Raw genomic sequence first — 18,454 nt, 5'->3', positions numbered from 1 at the left:
AGGTTTCAGCCCATCTTATGAAAGGCATTCCAGCCCTGTGCCTTAAGTTCATGAATCACGTCAGACTTGGAAACCATCCGACAGCCTTCATTCTTTTCAGTAATGTAGCCTATGACGCTGACATCCACATCATGTTTCAGCTTATCGTAGTCAGACTGGCTGATGGTAAACAGCAATTCATAATCTTCTCCGCCACTTAATGCACACACAGTAGGGTCCAGGCCCAACTCTCTTGCGGTTTCGTAAGTTACCGGATCAATCGGTATTTTTTCCTCATAAAGCGCACATCCTTTATCCGACTGCTGGCAGATGTGCAGCAATTCAGATGCAAGTCCATCAGATACATCGATCATCGAAGTTGGCCTGATCTTCAGCTGGGACAACAGATCAACGATATCCCGCCGGCCTTCCGGCTTCAGCTGCCGTTCAATGACATAATCCTTTCCCTCCAGATCAGGCTGTATATTCGGGTTTTCCAGAAAGATCAGCTTCTCACGTTCCAATATCTGCAAACCTACATAAGCACCTCCGAGATCACCGGAAACACAGATCAGGTCACCCTCCCTGGCTCCGTTCCGATAACATATCTCATCTTTACTGGCATAACCGATACTGGTTACACTGATGACAAGCCCCTGTTTGCTTGAAGAAGTATCACCTCCTACCAGATCGATATTAAACTTATCGCAGGCCAGCCGGACTCCCTTATAGATCTCTTCAACAGCCTCCAGCGGAAATCTGCTCGACAAGCCAATGGATACGGTAACCTGGGTAGCAATACCGTTCATCGCATAAATATCGCTCAGATTGACCTGAACAGCCTTATAACCCAAATGCACAAGCGGCACATAGGCCAGGTCAAAATGGATACCTTCCAGCAACAAGTCTGTAGATATCAGTACCTGTTTATCTTTGAAATCCAAAACGGCGGCGTCATCACCGATTCCCTTAACGCTGCTCTCGTGCTGCAGGGTAAAATTATCCGTAAGATGCCTGATCAGACCAAACTCACCCAGTTCAGCAATATCCGTACGTTCCTTATTCTCAAACATTGTATCTCCTTTTTTCAATTAAAGGCCAAGACCGGCCGATATTTCCAGCATTCTCTCAATGGGCTTCCTGGCAGCTGTGATGATATGTGCAGGAACATCTACCTCCGGTGTATCATTTTTCATGCACAAATAAAGCTTTTCCAGCGTATTACGCTTCATATACGGGCAGTCATTACACGCACAATTATTATTCGGTGGTGCCGGTATAAAGGTTTTTCCGGGGTTTTCCTTCTCCATCTGGTGAATGATCCCACTTTCAGTAGCCACGATAAACTCATCTGCATCGCTGTTCACCGTATATTTAAGCAGCCCGGTAGTAGAACCGATATAGTCAGCCAGTTGCAGTACTGCTTCCTCACACTCGGGATGCGCAATGAACTTTGCACGCGGATGGCGCTCCCTTAATCTGGTGATCTTCTCCCTCGAAAAGATTTCGTGTACCATACAGGCCCCGTTCCACAACACCAGGTCACGTCCTGTCTTTTTTGCTACCCAGGCCCCCAGGTTCTTATCCGGACCAAAAATGATCTTGGTGTCCTTAGGTAAACTTTCCACAATCTGGACCGCATTCGTAGAAGTGCAGACAATATCACTCAGCGCTTTGAGCTCTGCCGTGCAGTTGACATAAGTGATCACCACATGGTCAGGATACTTTTCCTTAAATTTCCTGAACAAATGCGGTGGGCAGCTATCAGCGAGTGAACAACCGGCCTTTACATCCGGAAGCAATACCTTTTTTGAAGGCGAAAGAATCTTGGCTGTCTCGGCCATAAAGTGTACCCCCGCAAATACAATTACATCAGCATCTGTCTTTGCAGCTTCCTGGGATAAGCCCAGGCTATCTCCAATATAGTCAGCAACATCCTGTATATCAGGTTCCTGGTAATAGTGAGCCAGTATAATCGCATTCTTTTCCTTCTTTAATCTCTCTATCTCTTCGAAAAGATCCAGCTTAGGGTCTATCAGGGTATCCATCTCCGGTTAACTTTTGATTTTGAATCTGCCATAAAGGTACGCAGCTTTCGACACTTCAATAAAAAATAATTTCTTTATATAAATGAACTCTTATGGTTTATTAGGGTGTTAGTATTGTTTACAAATTTCCATTTTTTATTAGTTAAATATGAGTTATTCATAATTTACTAACATTGAGATTACATGTTCAATCAACTTTTCTACTGATTTACAATTGAGTACATAGGTGCCCAAAAATTTATCAATAGTCAGATGTGTATTTTTAAGGTATTTGGAAAAAGTGGATAAACTGTTCTTTTCAGCTGAAAATTCGTTTAAAATATTGTGTCAAATTCGGTTTTTCATTTAGCTTTAAACAATCAAAAATATTTGTTCGTTTTCTATAGACAATCATTTAACAGTATTGTTCGAGTTGTTAACATGTTGGGGAAAACAGGCTTTTAGTATAGAAAATGAGGAAAGTAGATTTTTTAGTCATCGGATCAGGCATCGCAGGGCTTAGTTTTGCACTTAAGGCTGCAAAACATGGTAAAGTACTGATAGTCACAAAGTCAAATGAAGATGAGTCCAATACAAAATACGCTCAGGGCGGGGTTGCCGTAGTGGTAGACAAAGATGATTCCTTTGAAAAGCATATCGAAGATACACTTATTGCGGGGGACGGGCTTTGCGACGAACGTATTGTTGAAATTGTTGTAAAAGAGGGCCCCCAGCGTATCCAGGAGATTATAGACTACGGGATTAATTTTGATAAAGACCCAAAAGGTGTGTATGATCTGGCTAAGGAAGGCGGGCATTCCGAACACAGGGTACTTCATTATAAGGACGTTACAGGTTATGAGATCGAGAGTGTACTTTTAAGACAGATACACCAGAATAATAATATTGAGATATTAACACATTACTTCTGCCTGGAACTGATCACCCAGCATCATCTCGGGATACATGTGGACAAAAGCACGGAGGATATCAACTGTTACGGTATATATGCCTTTAACACAGAGCTTAACGATGTGGAAAAGATATTGGCAAATGTGACCATCATGGCTTCCGGAGGTGCGGGACATATTTATTCCAGTACGACCAATCCGGTCATTGCAACAGGTGACGGCATGGCTATGGTTTACAGGGCAAAAGGAAAATTACGCAATATGGAATTTATTCAGTTCCATCCAACAGCGTTGTACAATCCTGGTGAGTATCCTGCTTTTCTGATATCAGAGGCCGTGAGAGGTTTCGGTGGTGTGCTGAGACGCAAGGACGGTGAGGAGTTTATGTATGATTACGATAAACGGGGCTCACTTGCTCCAAGGGATATTGTGGCGCGGGCAATAGATGCGGAAATGAAGAAATCCGGAGAAGATTTTGTTTATCTGGATATCAGGCACAGGAAAAAAGCCGATTTACTGGCCCACTTCCCGAATATCTACGCCAAATGCCTTTCTATCGGAATCGATATGACAAAAGACCTCATTCCCGTTACGCCGGCTGCGCATTACATGTGTGGCGGGATTATGGTGGACGAGTACGGCCGCTCTTCTATCAGGAACCTGTATGCGGTCGGCGAATGTTCGTCAACAGGCCTGCATGGCGCAAACCGGTTGGCTTCCAATTCCTTACTTGAGGCGCCTGTATTTGCACACCGTATTTATGAACATGTAGCAGCCAACTATAAACATAATGTCATTCCTGACCACATTCCAGACTGGAACGATCAGGGAGTAGTACAGTCCAATGAGGATATTCTGGTTACGCACAACCTGAGGGAGACACAGAAACTAATGAGTGATTATGTAGGTATCGTGCGTTCAGATTTCAGACTGGAACGGGCTATGCGCAGGTTGTACCTGCTTCACCAGGAAACAGAAGCTTTTTATAAGGAAAACAAGGTTTCCGTTAAATTATGTGAACTTAGAAATATCATACAGGTAGCTTTTGTAGTAATTAAGTCTGCGATGGCCAGGAAGGAGAGCAGGGGACTGCACTATACAACAGACTATCCCACTCATGAAGCAAAGCTGAAAGACACGATTTTTTAAAAAATAAGCACTATATAATGCCTGTAATCTTACCAGTTAGAAATACCAGCCCTGTATGGGGTGAGGACTGTTTTATTGCCTCCAATGCGACCATAGTAGGAGCGGTGACGATTGGCAACCGCTGTTCGGTATGGTTCAATGCCGTGGTGAGGGGCGATGTGAACAGCATCACAATAGGTGACGACAGCAATATCCAGGATGGCGCCGTAATTCATGCCACTTACCAGAAGGCGGCTACCACAATCGGAAACAGGGTATCCGTAGGGCACAATGCCATTGTACATGGTTGCACATTAAAAGACCACATTCTGGTAGGTATGGGCGCTATTGTAATGGATCATGTCCTGGTAGAAGATTATGTAATTATAGCTGCCGGTAGTGTGGTATTGGAAAACACACGTTGTGAAAGTGGCTATCTCTATGCAGGTACGCCTGCCAGAAAGATCAAGCCGATTTCCGATGAGCAGCGGGCCTTACTTGAGCGATTACCGGACAATTACATCATGTATTCAGGCTGGTTCAAATAGAAGTTACTTTTCCGGAGGTATATTAATTACTTCGTTGCGTTCCCAAAGTGCCCTGATAGACATTTCTTTAGGTTCAGTCCATATTTTCTCTGGCTGTTGTCTTTCTGCAACATTTCCCGTGTCCCATATGCCATTTTTATTGGTATCGTATATGATGCGGATAAAGTACTTGCCTGCCCGGTAGTTGGCAAAAATTGCGGTAGTATCCTTTTTCACTACGATTGTATTCACTATAGCTTTATTCTCGTTGATCACTTCCAATATATAGCTCTTGTCCTTTTCGGGCGGGATGATTGTCACTTTCAGTGTGCCATAATTGTCTTTTCCAGCTACAGTGAATGTCTTCGTGAATTCTTTGTTGCCGGAATTGTACATCGTGGTCAGCGCTTCAGGTTCAAACTTAATATTATAGGTTTTTTTTAGTTTCCAGGGATATTTAAGCACATAACTAAGAAAATCAGCACTGTCCTTTACGAGTGTAAAATCAGTCTTTGGAACAGAGTCTTCCATGAATATGATTTTAGAAGGATCTATTTTTTCAATCGGGAAGTTAAAATTCAATCTGAAACCCTTATTTGGGTTCAATAGCGCACTTTCCAGGTTATCTGAAATCATAAGATTTCTTAGGTAGGTTTCTTTTTTACCCCTTGTCAGAGTGGTTGTCTGCAATAGTTTTCCGCTATCTTTTATACTGACCTTGGTAGAGTCGAAGCTCAGATCACTGAGCCAGAGTCTGAGCGAATCATTTTCTTTACTGAATTTTATTTTTTTAGATGCATTGAGCCCCTCGGGTTCATTTACTGTAACTTCTGGATTCTTCAGTTTTTGGTTGAAAACCATAGAAATTACGCCATCTGGCCCAATTTTTTTTTCCATTAGCCGGAATGTAGCAGCTTTTTCTTTGAATATGACCATATTCACGCTGTCTAATTTCTTATCAAGGTGTACGGAATCTTTTATAAAGCCTACCTCATCGGTACTTTGCATGTAGATTTTATCGCCATTTTTGTCTTTCAGCGCGTAAATCTTATAAGTATCCTCACGTAGATTGCTGAGCGTGTATAGTCCGCTGCTATCCGTCGTGGTATAGATAGAAGGTTTTCCCTTTCCAAACAGTGTATCTTTATTCAAAGGAAGTATAAAGGCAATCACATCTAATTCCGGTAGTCCGGTGATGGCGTTGGTAATCCTGCCTGATATACTCAGCGAGTCCAGCTTAGGACCTGTGCCCAGCACATAGGTTAAGTTCTTGGCTACATTACTTTCGTTGACATCGGCAATGGATTTACCGAAGTTCAGTGTATAAGTGGTATTTTTTTCCAGACTGTCCGGAAATGTGATTTCCAGTTTTTTTCCTTTTTTCTTCAGCAGGGGAGGGCGGTTGAGTTCAGGTGATATTGAAAATTCTTTAAATTCATTCTGGAGTTTGAAATATTCATCGAATTCAATGGTTACTTTTTTCGCATTAAAATTGACCGTTCTGTTTTCAGGTATCATCTTGACCACCTGGGGTGGAGTGGTGTCCCTGGGCCCACCCTGCGGCTGCTGGATACTTGCACAGCCGTATATGGCCACAGTTAAGCAGAAAAAAGCAATGATCTTCCTTAAAAAATGCATGTCTTCGTATTTGGTCATTTTAATGCGTTCTAACGGATTTTTAGTCTTTTTGGACTGATTATATTAAAAACTTTTAAAAATGGCTGATAAGGGCTTTAATTCAGTCATTGTAAATCTTGTTCAGTATGTACTTATGTGTTTGATTCACAGTTATTTAGCTATTACTTGCTGATATGCACCATTAAAACGGAGATATCGGAGGGAGATACGCCGGAAATTCGCGATGCTTGCCCTAAAGTACGCGGTTTTATTTTTAGCAACTTTTCTCTGGCTTCCTTTGACAGCGATGTCAATTGATTATAGTCAAACTCAGGATTGATATCGCGGTCTTCCATCTTCTGCATTTTCTCTACGATCTCCTTTTCTTTCTCAAAATAACTTTCGTACTTAATTTTGATTTCTGCCTGTTGGATCGTGTCGGCTCCATAGTGCTGAAGAAGATTTTCAAAGTCTTCACTAGCTGTCCTCAGGTCATTGATGTCTATTTGGGGTCTGCTTAGCAAATTGAACAGTTTTACATTCTGTTGCACAGGACTTGTTCCCAGAGTAGTCAACAGTGCATTGGCTGCATCCATTGTTATACTTTGTTTTTTTGTAAAGGCAACGATCGAGTCCGAATCCTCAATTTTACGGTTCACCAGTTCCAGGCGTTCATCGCTGATCAATCCCAGTTCATGCCCGATAGGGGAGAGGCGGATATCCGCATTGTCTTGACGTAATAACAACCTGTGTTCTGCCCTTGAAGTGAACATCCGGTAAGGTTCTTCCGTACCTTTAGTAACCAAATCGTCAATCAAAACACCAATATAGGATTCCGAACGTTTCAGAATGAGTTCGTGGCGGTCATTTATCTTCTGATGTGCATTGATTCCTGCCATAAATCCCTGACTAGCAGCCTCTTCATAGCCCGTAGTCCCATTAATCTGACCTGCAAAAAATAGATTATCAATGTTTTTTGTCTCTAAAGTAAGATTTAGCTGGGTTGGAGGGAAGAAGTCATATTCGATCGCATAACCCGGCCTGAACATTTTCGCATTTTCAAATCCGGGAATTTGGGTCAGTGCACGGTACTGCACATCTTCCGGTAAAGAAGTAGAAAAACCATTGACGTAGATTTCACAGGTATCCCAACCTTCTGGTTCTACGAAAATCTGATGCCTTTCGCGCTCCGCAAAGCGGTTAATTTTATCTTCTATCGAAGGGCAATACCGAGGACCAAGTCCTTTGATTCTGCCAGTGAACATGGGTGACTTTTCAAAGCCCTCCTTTAAGGTTTCATGTACATTGAGGTTGGTATAAGTTATCCAGCAACAGCGTTGATCACTTCTTCTCGCTACATTTGTATATGAAAATCTTCCCGGGTTTTCATCCCCCCATTGCTCTTCCATTAGGGAATAATTCAACGATCTTCCGTCTACTCTTGGCGGGGTTCCGGTCTTCATGCGCCCTGCCTCAAAGCCCAATTCTACCAATTGTTCAGTAATTCCGGTTGCTGCTTTTTCTCCGGTACGTCCGCCACCAAATCTTTTTTCGCCAATATGGATCACGCCATTCAGGAAGGTGCCGTTAGTGAGCACTACAGACTTCGCTTTAATCTCTGCGCCAATAGAAGTCCTGACACCGACTACCTGCTTATTTTTCACCAATAATCCGTTAACCATATCTTGCCAGAAGTCGATATTCGGCGTTTTTTCCAGCGCCAGTCGCCATTCCTCCGCGAAGCGTTTTCGATCATTTTGAGATCTGGGACTCCACATTGCCGGGCCTTTTGACAGGTTCAGCATCCGGAACTGAAGCGTTGTTTTGTCACTGATGATACCTGAATATCCGCCCAATGCGTCAATTTCCCGCACAATTTGCCCTTTAGCTACTCCACCCATGGCCGGATTACAACTCATTTGGGCAATCGTTTCCATATTCATCGTAATGAGCAAAACAGAAGAACCCAAATTGGCTGCTGCTGCCGCTGCTTCGCATCCTGCATGCCCACCGCCCACAACGATCACATCATATTCTTTAAACATCTTTTTAGCTTAATCTAATTATATTGTATGTTTCACGTGAAACATAAATTATTATTGTATATCGTTCCACGTGGAACATAGATGAATTTACTTTTATATTTCAGATAAGACCATCCAACGTTCCGTAATTTCATTCAGCTTAAACTGAATCGCTTCAATTTCTGCTGTCAGGGTTTGTATTTTTTGATAATTCGTGGGATCCGTTTCCTGTATCAATTGTGTCAAATATGAAATCCCTTTTTCCATCTCGGGGATCTGCCGTTCTAATTCTTCTAATTCTTTTTGCTCTTTATAACTCAATTTTTTTACAGGAGTAGGAGCGGGGGATACGGCAGCAGGCTTTACTTCTTTTCTACGGTTATCCTGTTTTTCCTTCTCTTGTTCCAGGCTCAACCGATATTCAGAATAATTACCATTGTATACGGTAACCGTGCCGTTCCCTTCCATAATGAACAGCTGTTCACTCATCTTGTCCAGAAGATAACGATCGTGTGACACCAATATCAATACTCCCGGAAAATTTTCCAGAAACTCCTCCAGTACATTCAGCGTATCGATGTCAAGGTCATTAGTGGGTTCGTCGAGGATCAGGAAGTTGGGATTTTGCATCAGCACCTTCATCAGATGAAGCCGTTTCCTTTCGCCGCCGCTTAATTTCTCTACCAGGCCGTGCTGCTTTTTCGGAGGAAAGAGGAATAAGGTTAATAATTGGGATGCAGAAATCGTTGAGCCGTCAGCCATTTTGATATATTCGGCATCAGATTTTACAATGTCAATTACCCGTTCCTTTTCATTGAAATGCAATCCGCCCTGTCGATAATAACCATATACCGTTGTTTCACCTTTCTCTACATGGCCATGTTCCGGGTTCAGCACGCCGGTAATAATGTTCAACAGGGTAGATTTACCGGTTCCGTTTTTGCCGGCCAATCCAATTCTATCGCCTTTTTTAAAGGTATAGCTAAAGTCTGTGATGATTTTTTTGTCGTTGAAAGACTGTCCGATATGTTTAAGTTCAAGTATCTTACCGCCTTGCCTGGACATCTTTACATTTAAAGTAATGTTTTGATTATCAGATCTTTGCTTTGTTTTTTGCTCTAAATCGTAGAAAGCATCAATTCTCGATTTCGATTTTGTGCCCCTGGCCTGCGGCATTCTCCGCATCCATTCCAGTTCCTTTTTTAACAGGTTCTTGTTTTTCTGGTAAGTACTTTCATCAGCTGCTTCCCGTTCTGCCTTGCGTTCCAGGAAATAAGCGTAGTTTCCGTTGTATGTATACATTTTTCCCCGGTCCAGTTCGACGATCATGTTACAGACATTGTCCAGAAAGTACCGGTCGTGGGTTACCAGCAATACTGTTTTACCTCCTGAAGTCAGCAATTTCTCCAGCCATTCAATCGTATCGATGTCCAGATGGTTGGTCGGTTCGTCCAAAACATAAATATCAGGATCTTCGATCAGCAGCTTCGCCAGCGCGATTCTTTTTTTCTGGCCGCCTGAAAGCGTATCTATCTTTTGCTGCAGATGGTCGATACCCATCCGGCTAAGAATGGTCTTGATCTGGTATTCATATTCCCAGGCATTGTGCTCACTAAGTTCTCCGTACAAACGGTTCAGGGCCTGTTCATCCGGTTCCGGCTGCTCAATCAGTTCCTCATATTCCCGGATCAGTTGCTGCTGCTTGTTTTCCATAGAGAAAATGAAGTCGCTGATCGAATATCCTGAAGGAAATACGGGTTCCTGATCCAGGAAACCGATCCGTACCGATTTGTTCCTGACGATCTTTCCTTCCAGAGGCGCAAAGCGTTCGGCAAGCAATTTCAACAACGTGCTTTTGCCCGCACCATTGATGCCGACCAGTGCCACCCGTTGTCCGGTCTGGATGCCTAAAGTAAGATTCTTGAAAAGCCATTCCTCGTGATAGGCGTGGCCCAGGTTTTCCGCTGCAATTAAAGTGCTCAATGCTGATATATAAACGTGGTTACAAAAAGAAAATTACTGCAAAAGTAAGCAATAATTACGATCAGCGAAGCAGCCCTTAACTATCTCTGTGAGAGGTAATGGTCTTCCCGCGCTGTCATCTTCAGCTTATCCGCCTTTGTTTTGTCTTTATAACCCAGCAAATGCAATGTACCATGTGCCATTACGCGGTGCAGCTCATCATCTGTCCTCACTTTTAATCCTGATGCATTCTCCCGGATCCGGTCAATGCTGATAAAAATATCTCCGTGGATCATTTTAAGCCGCTCAGAATGATCAAAAGTGATTACGTCGGTATATGTGTCATGATCCAGGAATTGCTGATTTATACGCAGCAGATATTCGTCAGAGCAGAAAATAAAATTAAGCTCTTCCAGGCCGTAACCTTCGGCAACGATCATATCCAGCAGCCAGGCCCTCAAAACTGTCTTGTTTTTTAATACAAATTGGGTTTCCTCTGAAAAAAAATGAACGGCAGGTTTAGGCATATCAAAAAAGATTTAATTGCCCGAATTTAGCGATTTAAAATACTCCGCGATCCTGTTTTTATAATACAGCTTCATATTTGGCGGCAGTTTCCGGAACCATTCCGTTTCACCCTGCTGCTTTTTCCGGAACGCTTCCAGCAGTTTCTGGTAGGAGGGCGGGTAATCCTTTGCGGCTTTCGCCTCCCGCCGGGCATCCTGATCTTGTTCCCGCTCCGCCTTTTCTGCATCCAGTAATTTCGTGAGTAGAGATTTCTGGCGTTCCATTGTTTCCTGTGTCAGCTTTTTATTTACCAGGTCGACCTCCGTTTCCTTCATTTCCTTCACCAGCTGATCCATCCCCGCTTTACCTTTCGCATCCTTGCTTTGCAGGCTTATCCTCTGCAAGGCCTCCCGGATCATCTGTTGTTGCTGCGCCATGCGGGCAAATTCCTGGCTCATTTGTCCTTTTGGTACCATTCCTTTATTTCCTTTCCGCTGCATCTCTTCCCTGGCCTTTTGCATTTGCTCACCGAGTTGCCGCTGCATCTGTTCCAACTGCTGCATACTCATCTGTCCGCCCTTGCCGCCACTTTTGGCGTTCTTCATGTTTTTCTGTAGCTGTTCCAGCGCTTCATTCAGCATCAGTGAAAGGTTGTTGATCGAAGTCATTGCATACTGCTGGTTGCGGTTGGCCAGTAACGTATTCCGCTCTCCCAGGTTTTCCAGGCTCTTGTCAATATTAAAATTGATCTTCTGCATCTCCTCATTTACCGACGACTCAATCTGCGGCACCCGGCGGCTGAGCGCGTACAGGCTATCGCCAATCGTTTTCATGTTGTCCTTAATATTGCGTTGTTTCTGTACACCGGCGGTATATAATGGGTCACTGCTGCTCATGGACCGCAGATCCAGCAAGACCTTTTCCTGCTCAAATGAAGTATTCAATAGGTTCTCCAGCAGTTGACGCAGTTCAGCAGCATTCACTTTCGCCTGCATTTCCTCGCCCTTTTGCTGCATTTCCTCCAGTTTAGCCGCCATTTGCTGCATTTGCCCGGCCGCCTGCCGCTGCTGTTCAGCAGCAGCTTTTTGCTGGCCCCTGTCCATTTGCCGTTCACTTTCCTTTTGCTTTTGCAGGATCTGCTGTGCCTCTTTCTCCGGGTTTTCATAACCCGAAGGCCTTTCCAGCGCCGCGTTCTTTTTATCAAGCGCTTCCAGTTGTTTTTTCAGATCCTCAAACGCCCTGGAAAGCTGCTGTTGTTCGTCCTTAAGGTCTCCTGCCTTTTTTTTCCCCTCCTGATTATCCTTTTCCGTCCGGTCAGCCAGGTCCTTTTGTTTTCCCGAAAGCTGCTTCAACTGCTCCGTACTGTTTTTCAGGTTTTGTTCAAATTCCAGTTGTTTGTATAATTCCAATATCCTGTCCAGCTCGTTTTTCAGCGATTTATTGTCCATCTGCATCCGGGAGAGTTCCTGCTGTGTCTGTTCCTTATTGTTTTCGTCCATCAGTTGCTGCAACTTCTCCAGCAGTACCCTGGTTTTCTCGTCCAACACGTTGTTGAACAGATGATCAATCTGTTTCTGTTTTTCCTGCATCTCCTCGCGGAGCGCTGCATTCTCCTCTTTATCAATGGTTTGCTTTTCGTTCAGTTTTTTTACCTCTCTTACTGCCTCTTCCAGTTGCTTTTGCTTTTCCAGCAATTGTTCCACCTGTTTCTTATCGTCAAAATTCAGCTGTCTCTTGTCCAGCAGCGTTTCCCCAAGTTTCTTACTTTCCTTTTCCACTGCTCCGGCCAACCTTATTGCCTTCTCCATCTGCTGTTTAAGCGCAGAACTACTTTGATCCAGGCTTTTCGCAACCTGCTGTTCTGTAGGGGCTTCCATCGTTTTTATCTCCGAACGGCTGCGCTTTGGCCCGTTTACCCCGTCATTATCCGCTACCTCGAAGAAATAAGTTACCTGCTCGCCTGGTTTAAGCCCGGCCTCATTTGCGTCCCATAAAAAAAACACCGCATTTTCACGTTCATTCCTTTTTACGGGCAACTGCTTTGTCACCGAGCGCAGCACCTTACCGGCAGATCGTATTTCATATTTGAAAACCAGCCCGGTAAAGCCATAGTCGTCAGTGATGTTCCCCGAAAAATACCGGATCTTGTTTCGTAACGAATCCGGTTGTTCCGTCATGCTGACGGTCGGAAACTCATCTTTCACCACACTGATCTGGTGGGCAATGGAATCCCTGCCGCTTTTAACGTAGGCATTGCCCGGTACGACCTGGTAAGTTATACTCTTGTCCGGTTTCGCCGAGAAGCGGAAGACATTATCTTCAGGAGTAAGTATATTCCCCTTTCCGTCCATCAGAAATACCATACGGTCGCTGTTTTCGGTATGGATCGTCCAGGTCACCAGCGTGCCTTCGGGGACGACCAGGTCACCGGCATTAGCTACCCTTTCTATGCCGCGGCCCAGGTAAGACGGGAACTGTAATTTCGCTTCCAGTCCGGTCAGCACAGGCCTCGGCCTTACCACGATCACATATCCGCCGGAAGAAAAGCCTCCGCCTGTAAAATAAAAACGCTTGTCCTTTTGCAGGTTCCTGAACGTATAACTGAAATGCGTGTTGTTTTCCTTTTCCAGCTTATAGCTGTTCCGGCCATCTGTGAGGTACACATCTTGCGGAATGTTATTTCCCTGCATCCTAAGCTTCAAAGTCACATCATCTCCCTGTGAGACCATCAGGCGGGTATTCATCAGTTCGAAACGAAAGGGGGCCTTAGGTGCAATATAACGGTCATACTGGATCAGACTGGAAGTCCCGTCTTTCAGGATCGCCGGAGCAATGATCAGGATCAGCAGAATGACCGACAAAGGCGCCAGGATATATTTCAGGTATTTCCGGTTGTCGTCCAGCCGTATCGCACTGGAAAAGGGCACGGGCCGCAGCTCCGAGATTTTCTGGTCAATCCCGGCCAGGATGAGCGCCTGGTTTTCAGGCTGGCGTTCCGCCAGTGCCTTCAGCTGCAGCGTATTCAGCAATTTGTCCTTTACCGTAAAAAAATGTTCTCCGATCAGCTCCGCCGCCTCTTCCAGTTCGAGGCGCTTTCCAAGCCTGAAGAAAGACAGGGCCGGCCGGCCGATCCAGTACCAGGCAGATCCCAGCGCGAGTAAAACAAAAGCAAAGAACATGACCGTTTTGAGCCCTGTGCCGGGAGCCAGATAAAAGACCAGGACAAAAAGCACTAAGTATACCACCAACAGTAATGCCGCCGTATAAATCATTCCCCTCAGCAGTTTATTCAGATAAAACTTCCGGGTAAATTCATTGATCTTGGCAATCAGTAAATCATAATTACTGTTCATGGCAGATAATACATCAAAAGAATTAAAGTTAAAAATTACTTTAAGAAAATACTGGGCTAATTTTAAACGGGTATTTTAGCAAAAAAATATACAAATGAAAGCCACGATATTGGCCTTGTCGCTTATGGCCCTGTTATCCAAAGATATACCCGGAACCCCGGCTCCCGCTGAAAACCGTTCAGGGGTTACGGCCTCCTGGAACAAGAATCCCGTCATTGCCCACAGGGGAGCCTGGAAGAAAAACCACCTGCCTGAAAATTCCATCGCTTCGCTCAACGAGGCCATCCGGCTGGGTTGTTATGGTTCCGAGTTCGATGTCCACATGACCGCAGACAGCGTTCTGGTTGTCAACCACGACGCCGAATTTTACGGGATGCCTATTGCAAAATCTACTTATCAGCAGCTCCGGGCCAAAAAACATCCTAACGGAGAGGAGATTCCCACACTTGAGGCTTACCTGAAAGTTGGGACAAGGCAAAAGAAAACAAAGCTGATACTTGAACTGAAACCTTCGGAGATCAGTACCGAAAGAGACCTGAAAATGACCGATAAAGCATTGGCCATTGTTAAACAACTGAAGGCAACACCCTGGGTAGATTACATCAGCTTCAGCTATGATATCCTGAAACACGTGCGTCAGGCACAGCCTAAGGCCAACGTTGCGTACCTTAAAGGCGATGTCGGTCTCGATAAGCTCAAATCAGATGGTTTTTATGGTGCAGACTATCACCTCAGTGTTTACCAAAAGGGCGAGTGGTTTGAACAGGCCCGGTCACTCCGGCTTACCATCAACGCCTGGACAGTCAATAAGGCTGAAGATATGAACTGGCTGCTCGACAACAAAGCCGATTTCATTACGACCAATGAACCCGAACTCCTGTTCGATGTCATCCGCTCCCGGGGTGAATAACATACCTGGCAGGTTTCCAGGGCCATCCCGAAAAAATACGCATAAAAAAGGGCGGTTCTTTCGAACCGCCCTTTTCTCAATTATGTTAGATAATCTAGATTACTTTCACATTAACTGCGTTCAGGCCTTTTCTGCCGTTTTCAACCTCGTAAGTAACTTTGTCGTTCTCACGGATCTCATCGATGAGGCCTGTCGAGTGTACAAAGATCTCATTGTCTCCGTTAGATGGGATGATGAAACCGAAACCTTTGGTCACATTAAAAAATTTTACTGTTCCTTCTTGCATTGGATTGTATTTTAAAAAATTAAGTACGCAATGTATGAAATTTTTTTTGATAAAATGCAAGACTTATTTTTTCCCGGCCACGATCAGCTGTACCTGACTGGCGTGCGGAATCCCCAGAGTTGTACCGGGAACAACCTTCAGCAGGTGCTGCAGGTACACATCGATGATGGCCTGCAATGTCTTTTTCCTGGCCTCCCGGTGCTCCTCGATCACATTGCTGAACTTGCCCAGATGGATCCGGCCTTTCGCATCCACGACCACAGAGAACTCATAGGCAAAGTCCTGATAAGCCTTTGAAATATCGATCCTGTACCTGGGGAACATATAATCATATACTGTAATGCCCATGACCGGGTCCGTATCGTCCTTCTTTTCCACTTTGACGAGGTTACTGACCGGGATAAACTGCACCGGCTTGCGCGCCGCAAAAGCGCTGTCGGGGTTCTCCGCATTCCTTTCTGCCCTCGCCGTCAGCATCCGGATATAGGCCGTATCCCTCGCCGTGGGCCGCTGCAGCATTTCCAGTGTTGTCTTCAGCTTATTGTCGATCGCGTCTTTCGAGTACAGGGTCATATGCACGTCTGAACGGATATCACTTGAGATCTCCTTTTTGTTCAGGTGAAGGCGCTGGAATACCAGACTGTCCTTGCTTACCTTGGTGATCCGGAAGTAATTCTTTGCAAAATTATAAACATCTCCATGGTCATAAGTGATGAAAAACGGAAACATCTTTTTCTCCTCGGGGCTGTATACCAGTACCGTATCATTCGATAAGAACCGGATCTCCCAGGAAGGCTCCTGCTGGAAGCCCATTTCATTGAAAGACAGACCAGAAGCAAACCTGCGTTTGCCCTCATAGTAAGTTATCCCCTTAATGCTTTCAAAATCGTGTTGTCCCGCTGCCAGCTGCCGCTTTTCCTGCTTTCCGCCGCCGCCGCAGGCCCATAAAAACGTTGCGCCCAGTCCGGTCAGCAGTTTAAAAAAACCTTTTTTGGTCATTGTATATCCAGCTATTGTCTATTTTCTTTTCTTTCCGATCAGGAGTACATTGGCCACTTTCCTTTCTCCCTCATGGTCCCAGCGTTTATTATCTGAGGGATAGTTCTGCACGCCCTCTGCTCTCCGCCCCGAAGTCCAGAGCGTGGTCGAACCGCCGCCATCCAGGTTTACCGAAGTTGTACAGCCCAGCCAGCGCATGATCCTGCGCAGTTCGAACAGGCTCATTCCGGCCGAATTGGCATTTCTTCCGTCTACCGTCAGAAAGATCAGCTTTTCTTTTGGCCCGATACCTACCGCCGTCCTGGGATGACGGTCTTTATTAAACGCTCCGCTGTCCAGCAATTCATCCCTCCTGTCCAGGTTCAGCAAAGGGCCGCTCACCATCACTTCTGGCGCTGTAATGCTATTTTCCCAATCCCCCGTGCCGTCCCACTGCTTTATGGAAAGTCCCCTCTCACCAACAGCGACAGCTGCCCGCTGATGCGGCGCCCGGACACCTGAAGCGTCCAGGCGGGTAATATTGACGACCTTTCCGTCCGTCTTCACAAAATCTACAGAACCACCGTTCCTGACGTCAAAAAAAGTTCCGTTAACGGCAGCAACTGCATTTGCCTCGCGGCCAAAAGTACTGACCGTTTTCAGCTGCGCCGGTTCCGCACCAACCTTGACCGTCCGTCCCGTCCGACCGTCATTACGTAGCTCCAGGTAACTGATGTGCTGGCTGGCGTTAAACAGAGATCTTTCCTTAAAATGCCTCGTCACCAGCACAATGCCACGCCCCAGTTTTTGTCTTGTCCATTTGCCCCGTACAAAATTCAGCGAGTCTGCATCCTGGGAAGATGCAGGCAGGCAAAACCAGAAAAGCAGCGGGGAAAGCAAAAAAAGTGTGCGCATACCTGGGGCTAAAAATAGAAAATTATATCCTTTTCTTCAACTTTATCGTCTTTACCAGCAGCCCGCCTTCCCGGTTCAGCGTCAGTAGCAGAGATCTTCCGTCGCCCTGTCTCAGATAACGGTTCAGTTCGTCCAGGTTCATGCTGCCCGTCTTGTTGAGGTTGATGCTCAGCAACTCGTCGCCCTCCTGTATCCCTGCCAGTGCCGCCGGAGAACCGGGTTCCACCCGGCTGACAAAATACCTGACAGAGGTTGGGAAATTCTCCGTAACATATAGCTCCATACCAGACATATCGTGCTCAAATGGCCTTTTAAACGTTTCATTGCGGCGCAGGTACATCGCGCTGTCGGCATAATCAAAGGTGATATTGAACCGCGAAAGCACTTCCGCTCCCATATTCCCGTTCCTGTCTTTCAGATAGGTACTGATTGCCGTATCGCCATAAACCGGGTAGGCTGTTACCACATCCCTGAAAGTAAAACTGCCCAGCTGCAGTATATCCGTCCTGCCCAGACTTCCGCTGATCGGGCCGCTCAGTCCGACACCCAGGTTGGCCGCCACGGTTCCTGCAGGGACGGGAAAGGCCTTTCCGGACAAAGTCTCCAGGGAAAGCGCATGGCTGGCCCCATTGTCCACCACTACCCGGGCCGTCATCCTGCCCTGGCCCGGCAGTTCCAGCCCTATATCCGCATAAGGCTTATTGTTGATCAGTACCAGCGGGACCCGCTCTCCCCTGGGTTCTTTTTTCGGATCCCGCTCATAAAAAACGATCCTCCTTCCCGAGTAGCTGATGCGTACGGTAAAACTCTTAAAGAAATAGTAACCAAGCAGTCCGGATATCTTCATTCCAACATAGTTCGAAAGCCCCAGCAATTCCTCGTCCAGTACGGCAGCTGGCATATAGCTGATCCCTGCCCGGCCCAGTCTGGCAGAGAATTCGTTGGAAAGCAGCGCTTCAAGTTCAGGGCCCTTGCCTAACCCGCTGATTTTGATAGGGCGCAGCTTTTTCCGGTCGATACCTGCGGCAATTGCTGAATCCGTGATGATCGTGGGACCTACCCCTGTATCCAGGATAAAGTTATACGGGCCTTTGCCGTTCACGTACAGGGGCACGATGACCAGGTTGCGGATATAACGAAAGGATATCGCCCCTTTTTTGCGGGTTCCCTCAAAGCGGAAGGCCTGTGCCCGGGCGGTATAGACCGCACAGGAAGCCAGGAGCAATAAACCCAGGCAGGATTTGCGAAAAATACAGGCTCTCCTCGGAGCGTATGCTTTATAAGAAAAACAAAAAGGCCACATGATCAGTAGATTAAACTAATTTAATAA

At 45.7% G+C, this 18,454-nt stretch carries 14 protein-coding genes; 3 read left to right on the top strand and 11 right to left on the bottom strand.

Annotation, left to right across the window (positions count from 1 at the left end):
• Positions 1–5: 5 nt before the first annotated feature.
• Both thiL and nadA read right to left on the bottom strand, forming a co-directional pair.
• The gene (thiL, locus tag P2W84_RS17010) at positions 6–1,052 is read right to left on the bottom strand and encodes a thiamine-phosphate kinase (RefSeq protein ID WP_276091359.1); all 1,047 of its coding nucleotides are present in this window, start codon (positions 1,050–1,052) and stop codon (positions 6–8) included.
• Positions 1,053–1,070: 18 nt separating this feature from the next.
• Complete coding sequence (gene nadA / locus P2W84_RS17005) at positions 1,071–2,027, bottom strand: quinolinate synthase NadA (protein WP_276091358.1); 957 nt, start codon at positions 2,025–2,027, stop codon at positions 1,071–1,073.
• 452 nt (positions 2,028–2,479) lie between these two features.
• Between nadA and nadB the strand changes: the two genes are divergently transcribed.
• Positions 2,480–4,066, top strand: coding sequence for an L-aspartate oxidase (nadB, locus tag P2W84_RS17000; protein ID WP_276091357.1), 1,587 nt, complete (start codon positions 2,480–2,482; stop codon positions 4,064–4,066).
• 17 nt (positions 4,067–4,083) lie between these two features.
• A complete protein-coding gene (locus P2W84_RS16995; protein WP_276091356.1) occupies positions 4,084–4,593 on the top strand; it encodes a gamma carbonic anhydrase family protein in 510 nt (169 codons plus the stop codon).
• Between the two features lie 3 nt (positions 4,594–4,596).
• Here P2W84_RS16995 and P2W84_RS16990 read toward each other — a convergent pair whose 3' ends face one another.
• The 5 genes from P2W84_RS16990 to P2W84_RS16970 form a co-directional block, all read right to left on the bottom strand.
• Positions 4,597–6,228, bottom strand: coding sequence for an Ig-like domain-containing protein (locus P2W84_RS16990; RefSeq protein ID WP_276091355.1), 1,632 nt, complete (start codon positions 6,226–6,228; stop codon positions 4,597–4,599).
• Positions 6,229–6,371: 143 nt separating this feature from the next.
• Positions 6,372–8,234, bottom strand: a complete 1,863-nt coding sequence (mnmG, locus tag P2W84_RS16985) for a tRNA uridine-5-carboxymethylaminomethyl(34) synthesis enzyme MnmG (RefSeq protein WP_276091354.1) — start codon at positions 8,232–8,234, stop codon at positions 6,372–6,374.
• Positions 8,235–8,327: 93 nt separating this feature from the next.
• Positions 8,328–10,196: an ABC-F family ATP-binding cassette domain-containing protein gene (locus P2W84_RS16980; RefSeq protein WP_276091353.1), complete on the bottom strand. Its 1,869-nt coding sequence runs from the start codon at positions 10,194–10,196 to the stop codon at positions 8,328–8,330.
• Positions 10,197–10,276: 80 nt separating this feature from the next.
• Positions 10,277–10,702 (bottom strand): rRNA maturation RNase YbeY, encoded by a 426-nt coding sequence (ybeY, locus tag P2W84_RS16975; RefSeq protein ID WP_276091352.1) that lies wholly within the window; start codon positions 10,700–10,702, stop codon positions 10,277–10,279.
• 12 nt (positions 10,703–10,714) lie between these two features.
• A complete protein-coding gene (locus P2W84_RS16970) occupies positions 10,715–14,035 on the bottom strand; it encodes a DUF4175 family protein (protein WP_276091351.1) in 3,321 nt (1,106 codons plus the stop codon).
• A gap of 94 nt (positions 14,036–14,129) precedes the next feature.
• Here P2W84_RS16970 and P2W84_RS16965 point away from each other — a divergent pair, with 94 nt between their 5' ends.
• Positions 14,130–14,945 carry a glycerophosphodiester phosphodiesterase family protein gene (locus P2W84_RS16965; RefSeq protein ID WP_276091350.1) on the top strand — a complete coding sequence of 272 codons (816 nt, stop codon included), beginning with the start codon at positions 14,130–14,132 and terminating at the stop codon, positions 14,943–14,945.
• A 94-nt stretch (positions 14,946–15,039) separates the two neighbouring features.
• Here the strand turns inward: P2W84_RS16965 and P2W84_RS16960 are convergent, their stop codons facing one another.
• The 4 genes from P2W84_RS16960 to P2W84_RS16945 form a co-directional block, all read right to left on the bottom strand.
• Positions 15,040–15,231 (bottom strand): cold-shock protein, encoded by a 192-nt coding sequence (locus tag P2W84_RS16960; RefSeq protein WP_276091349.1) that lies wholly within the window; start codon positions 15,229–15,231, stop codon positions 15,040–15,042.
• 63 nt (positions 15,232–15,294) lie between these two features.
• Positions 15,295–16,230, bottom strand: a complete 936-nt coding sequence (locus P2W84_RS16955) for a hypothetical protein (RefSeq protein WP_276091348.1) — start codon at positions 16,228–16,230, stop codon at positions 15,295–15,297.
• An 18-nt stretch (positions 16,231–16,248) separates the two neighbouring features.
• Entirely contained in the window at positions 16,249–17,124 is an 876-nt protein-coding gene (locus tag P2W84_RS16950) for a phosphodiester glycosidase family protein (RefSeq protein WP_276091347.1), read from the bottom strand.
• A 22-nt stretch (positions 17,125–17,146) separates the two neighbouring features.
• Positions 17,147–18,427: an aspartyl protease family protein gene (locus tag P2W84_RS16945; RefSeq protein WP_276091346.1), complete on the bottom strand. Its 1,281-nt coding sequence runs from the start codon at positions 18,425–18,427 to the stop codon at positions 17,147–17,149.
• Between the last annotated feature and the right edge of the window lie 27 nt (positions 18,428–18,454).

Origin of the sequence: Pedobacter sp. JY14-1 (assembly GCF_029269825.1) — a bacterium.
Taxonomy (GTDB): Bacteria; Bacteroidota; Bacteroidia; order Sphingobacteriales; family Sphingobacteriaceae; genus Pedobacter.
The sequence above is the reverse complement of the archived record's forward strand: the minus strand, read 5'-3'. Positions and strand labels throughout refer to the sequence as shown.

Excerpts from the sequence above, each read along its gene's own strand:
- thiL (WP_276091359.1), bottom strand. The coding sequence starts at position 1,052 with ATGTTTGAGAATAAGGAACGTACGGATATTGCTGAACTGGGTGAGTTT.
- nadA (WP_276091358.1), bottom strand. The coding sequence starts at position 2,027 with ATGGATACCCTGATAGACCCTAAGCTGGATCTTTTCGAAGAGATAGAG.
- nadB (WP_276091357.1), top strand. The coding sequence starts at position 2,480 with ATGAGGAAAGTAGATTTTTTAGTCATCGGATCAGGCATCGCAGGGCTT.
- P2W84_RS16995 (WP_276091356.1), top strand. The coding sequence starts at position 4,084 with ATGCCTGTAATCTTACCAGTTAGAAATACCAGCCCTGTATGGGGTGAG.
- P2W84_RS16990 (WP_276091355.1), bottom strand. The coding sequence starts at position 6,228 with ATGACCAAATACGAAGACATGCATTTTTTAAGGAAGATCATTGCTTTT.
- mnmG (WP_276091354.1), bottom strand. The coding sequence starts at position 8,234 with ATGTTTAAAGAATATGATGTGATCGTTGTGGGCGGTGGGCATGCAGGA.
- ybeY (WP_276091352.1), bottom strand. The coding sequence starts at position 10,702 with ATGCCTAAACCTGCCGTTCATTTTTTTTCAGAGGAAACCCAATTTGTA.
- P2W84_RS16970 (WP_276091351.1), bottom strand. The coding sequence starts at position 14,035 with ATGAACAGTAATTATGATTTACTGATTGCCAAGATCAATGAATTTACC.
- P2W84_RS16965 (WP_276091350.1), top strand. The coding sequence starts at position 14,130 with ATGAAAGCCACGATATTGGCCTTGTCGCTTATGGCCCTGTTATCCAAA.
- P2W84_RS16960 (WP_276091349.1), bottom strand. The coding sequence starts at position 15,231 with ATGCAAGAAGGAACAGTAAAATTTTTTAATGTGACCAAAGGTTTCGGT.
- P2W84_RS16955 (WP_276091348.1), bottom strand. The coding sequence starts at position 16,230 with ATGACCAAAAAAGGTTTTTTTAAACTGCTGACCGGACTGGGCGCAACG.
- P2W84_RS16950 (WP_276091347.1), bottom strand. The coding sequence starts at position 17,124 with ATGCGCACACTTTTTTTGCTTTCCCCGCTGCTTTTCTGGTTTTGCCTG.
- P2W84_RS16945 (WP_276091346.1), bottom strand. The coding sequence starts at position 18,427 with ATGTGGCCTTTTTGTTTTTCTTATAAAGCATACGCTCCGAGGAGAGCC.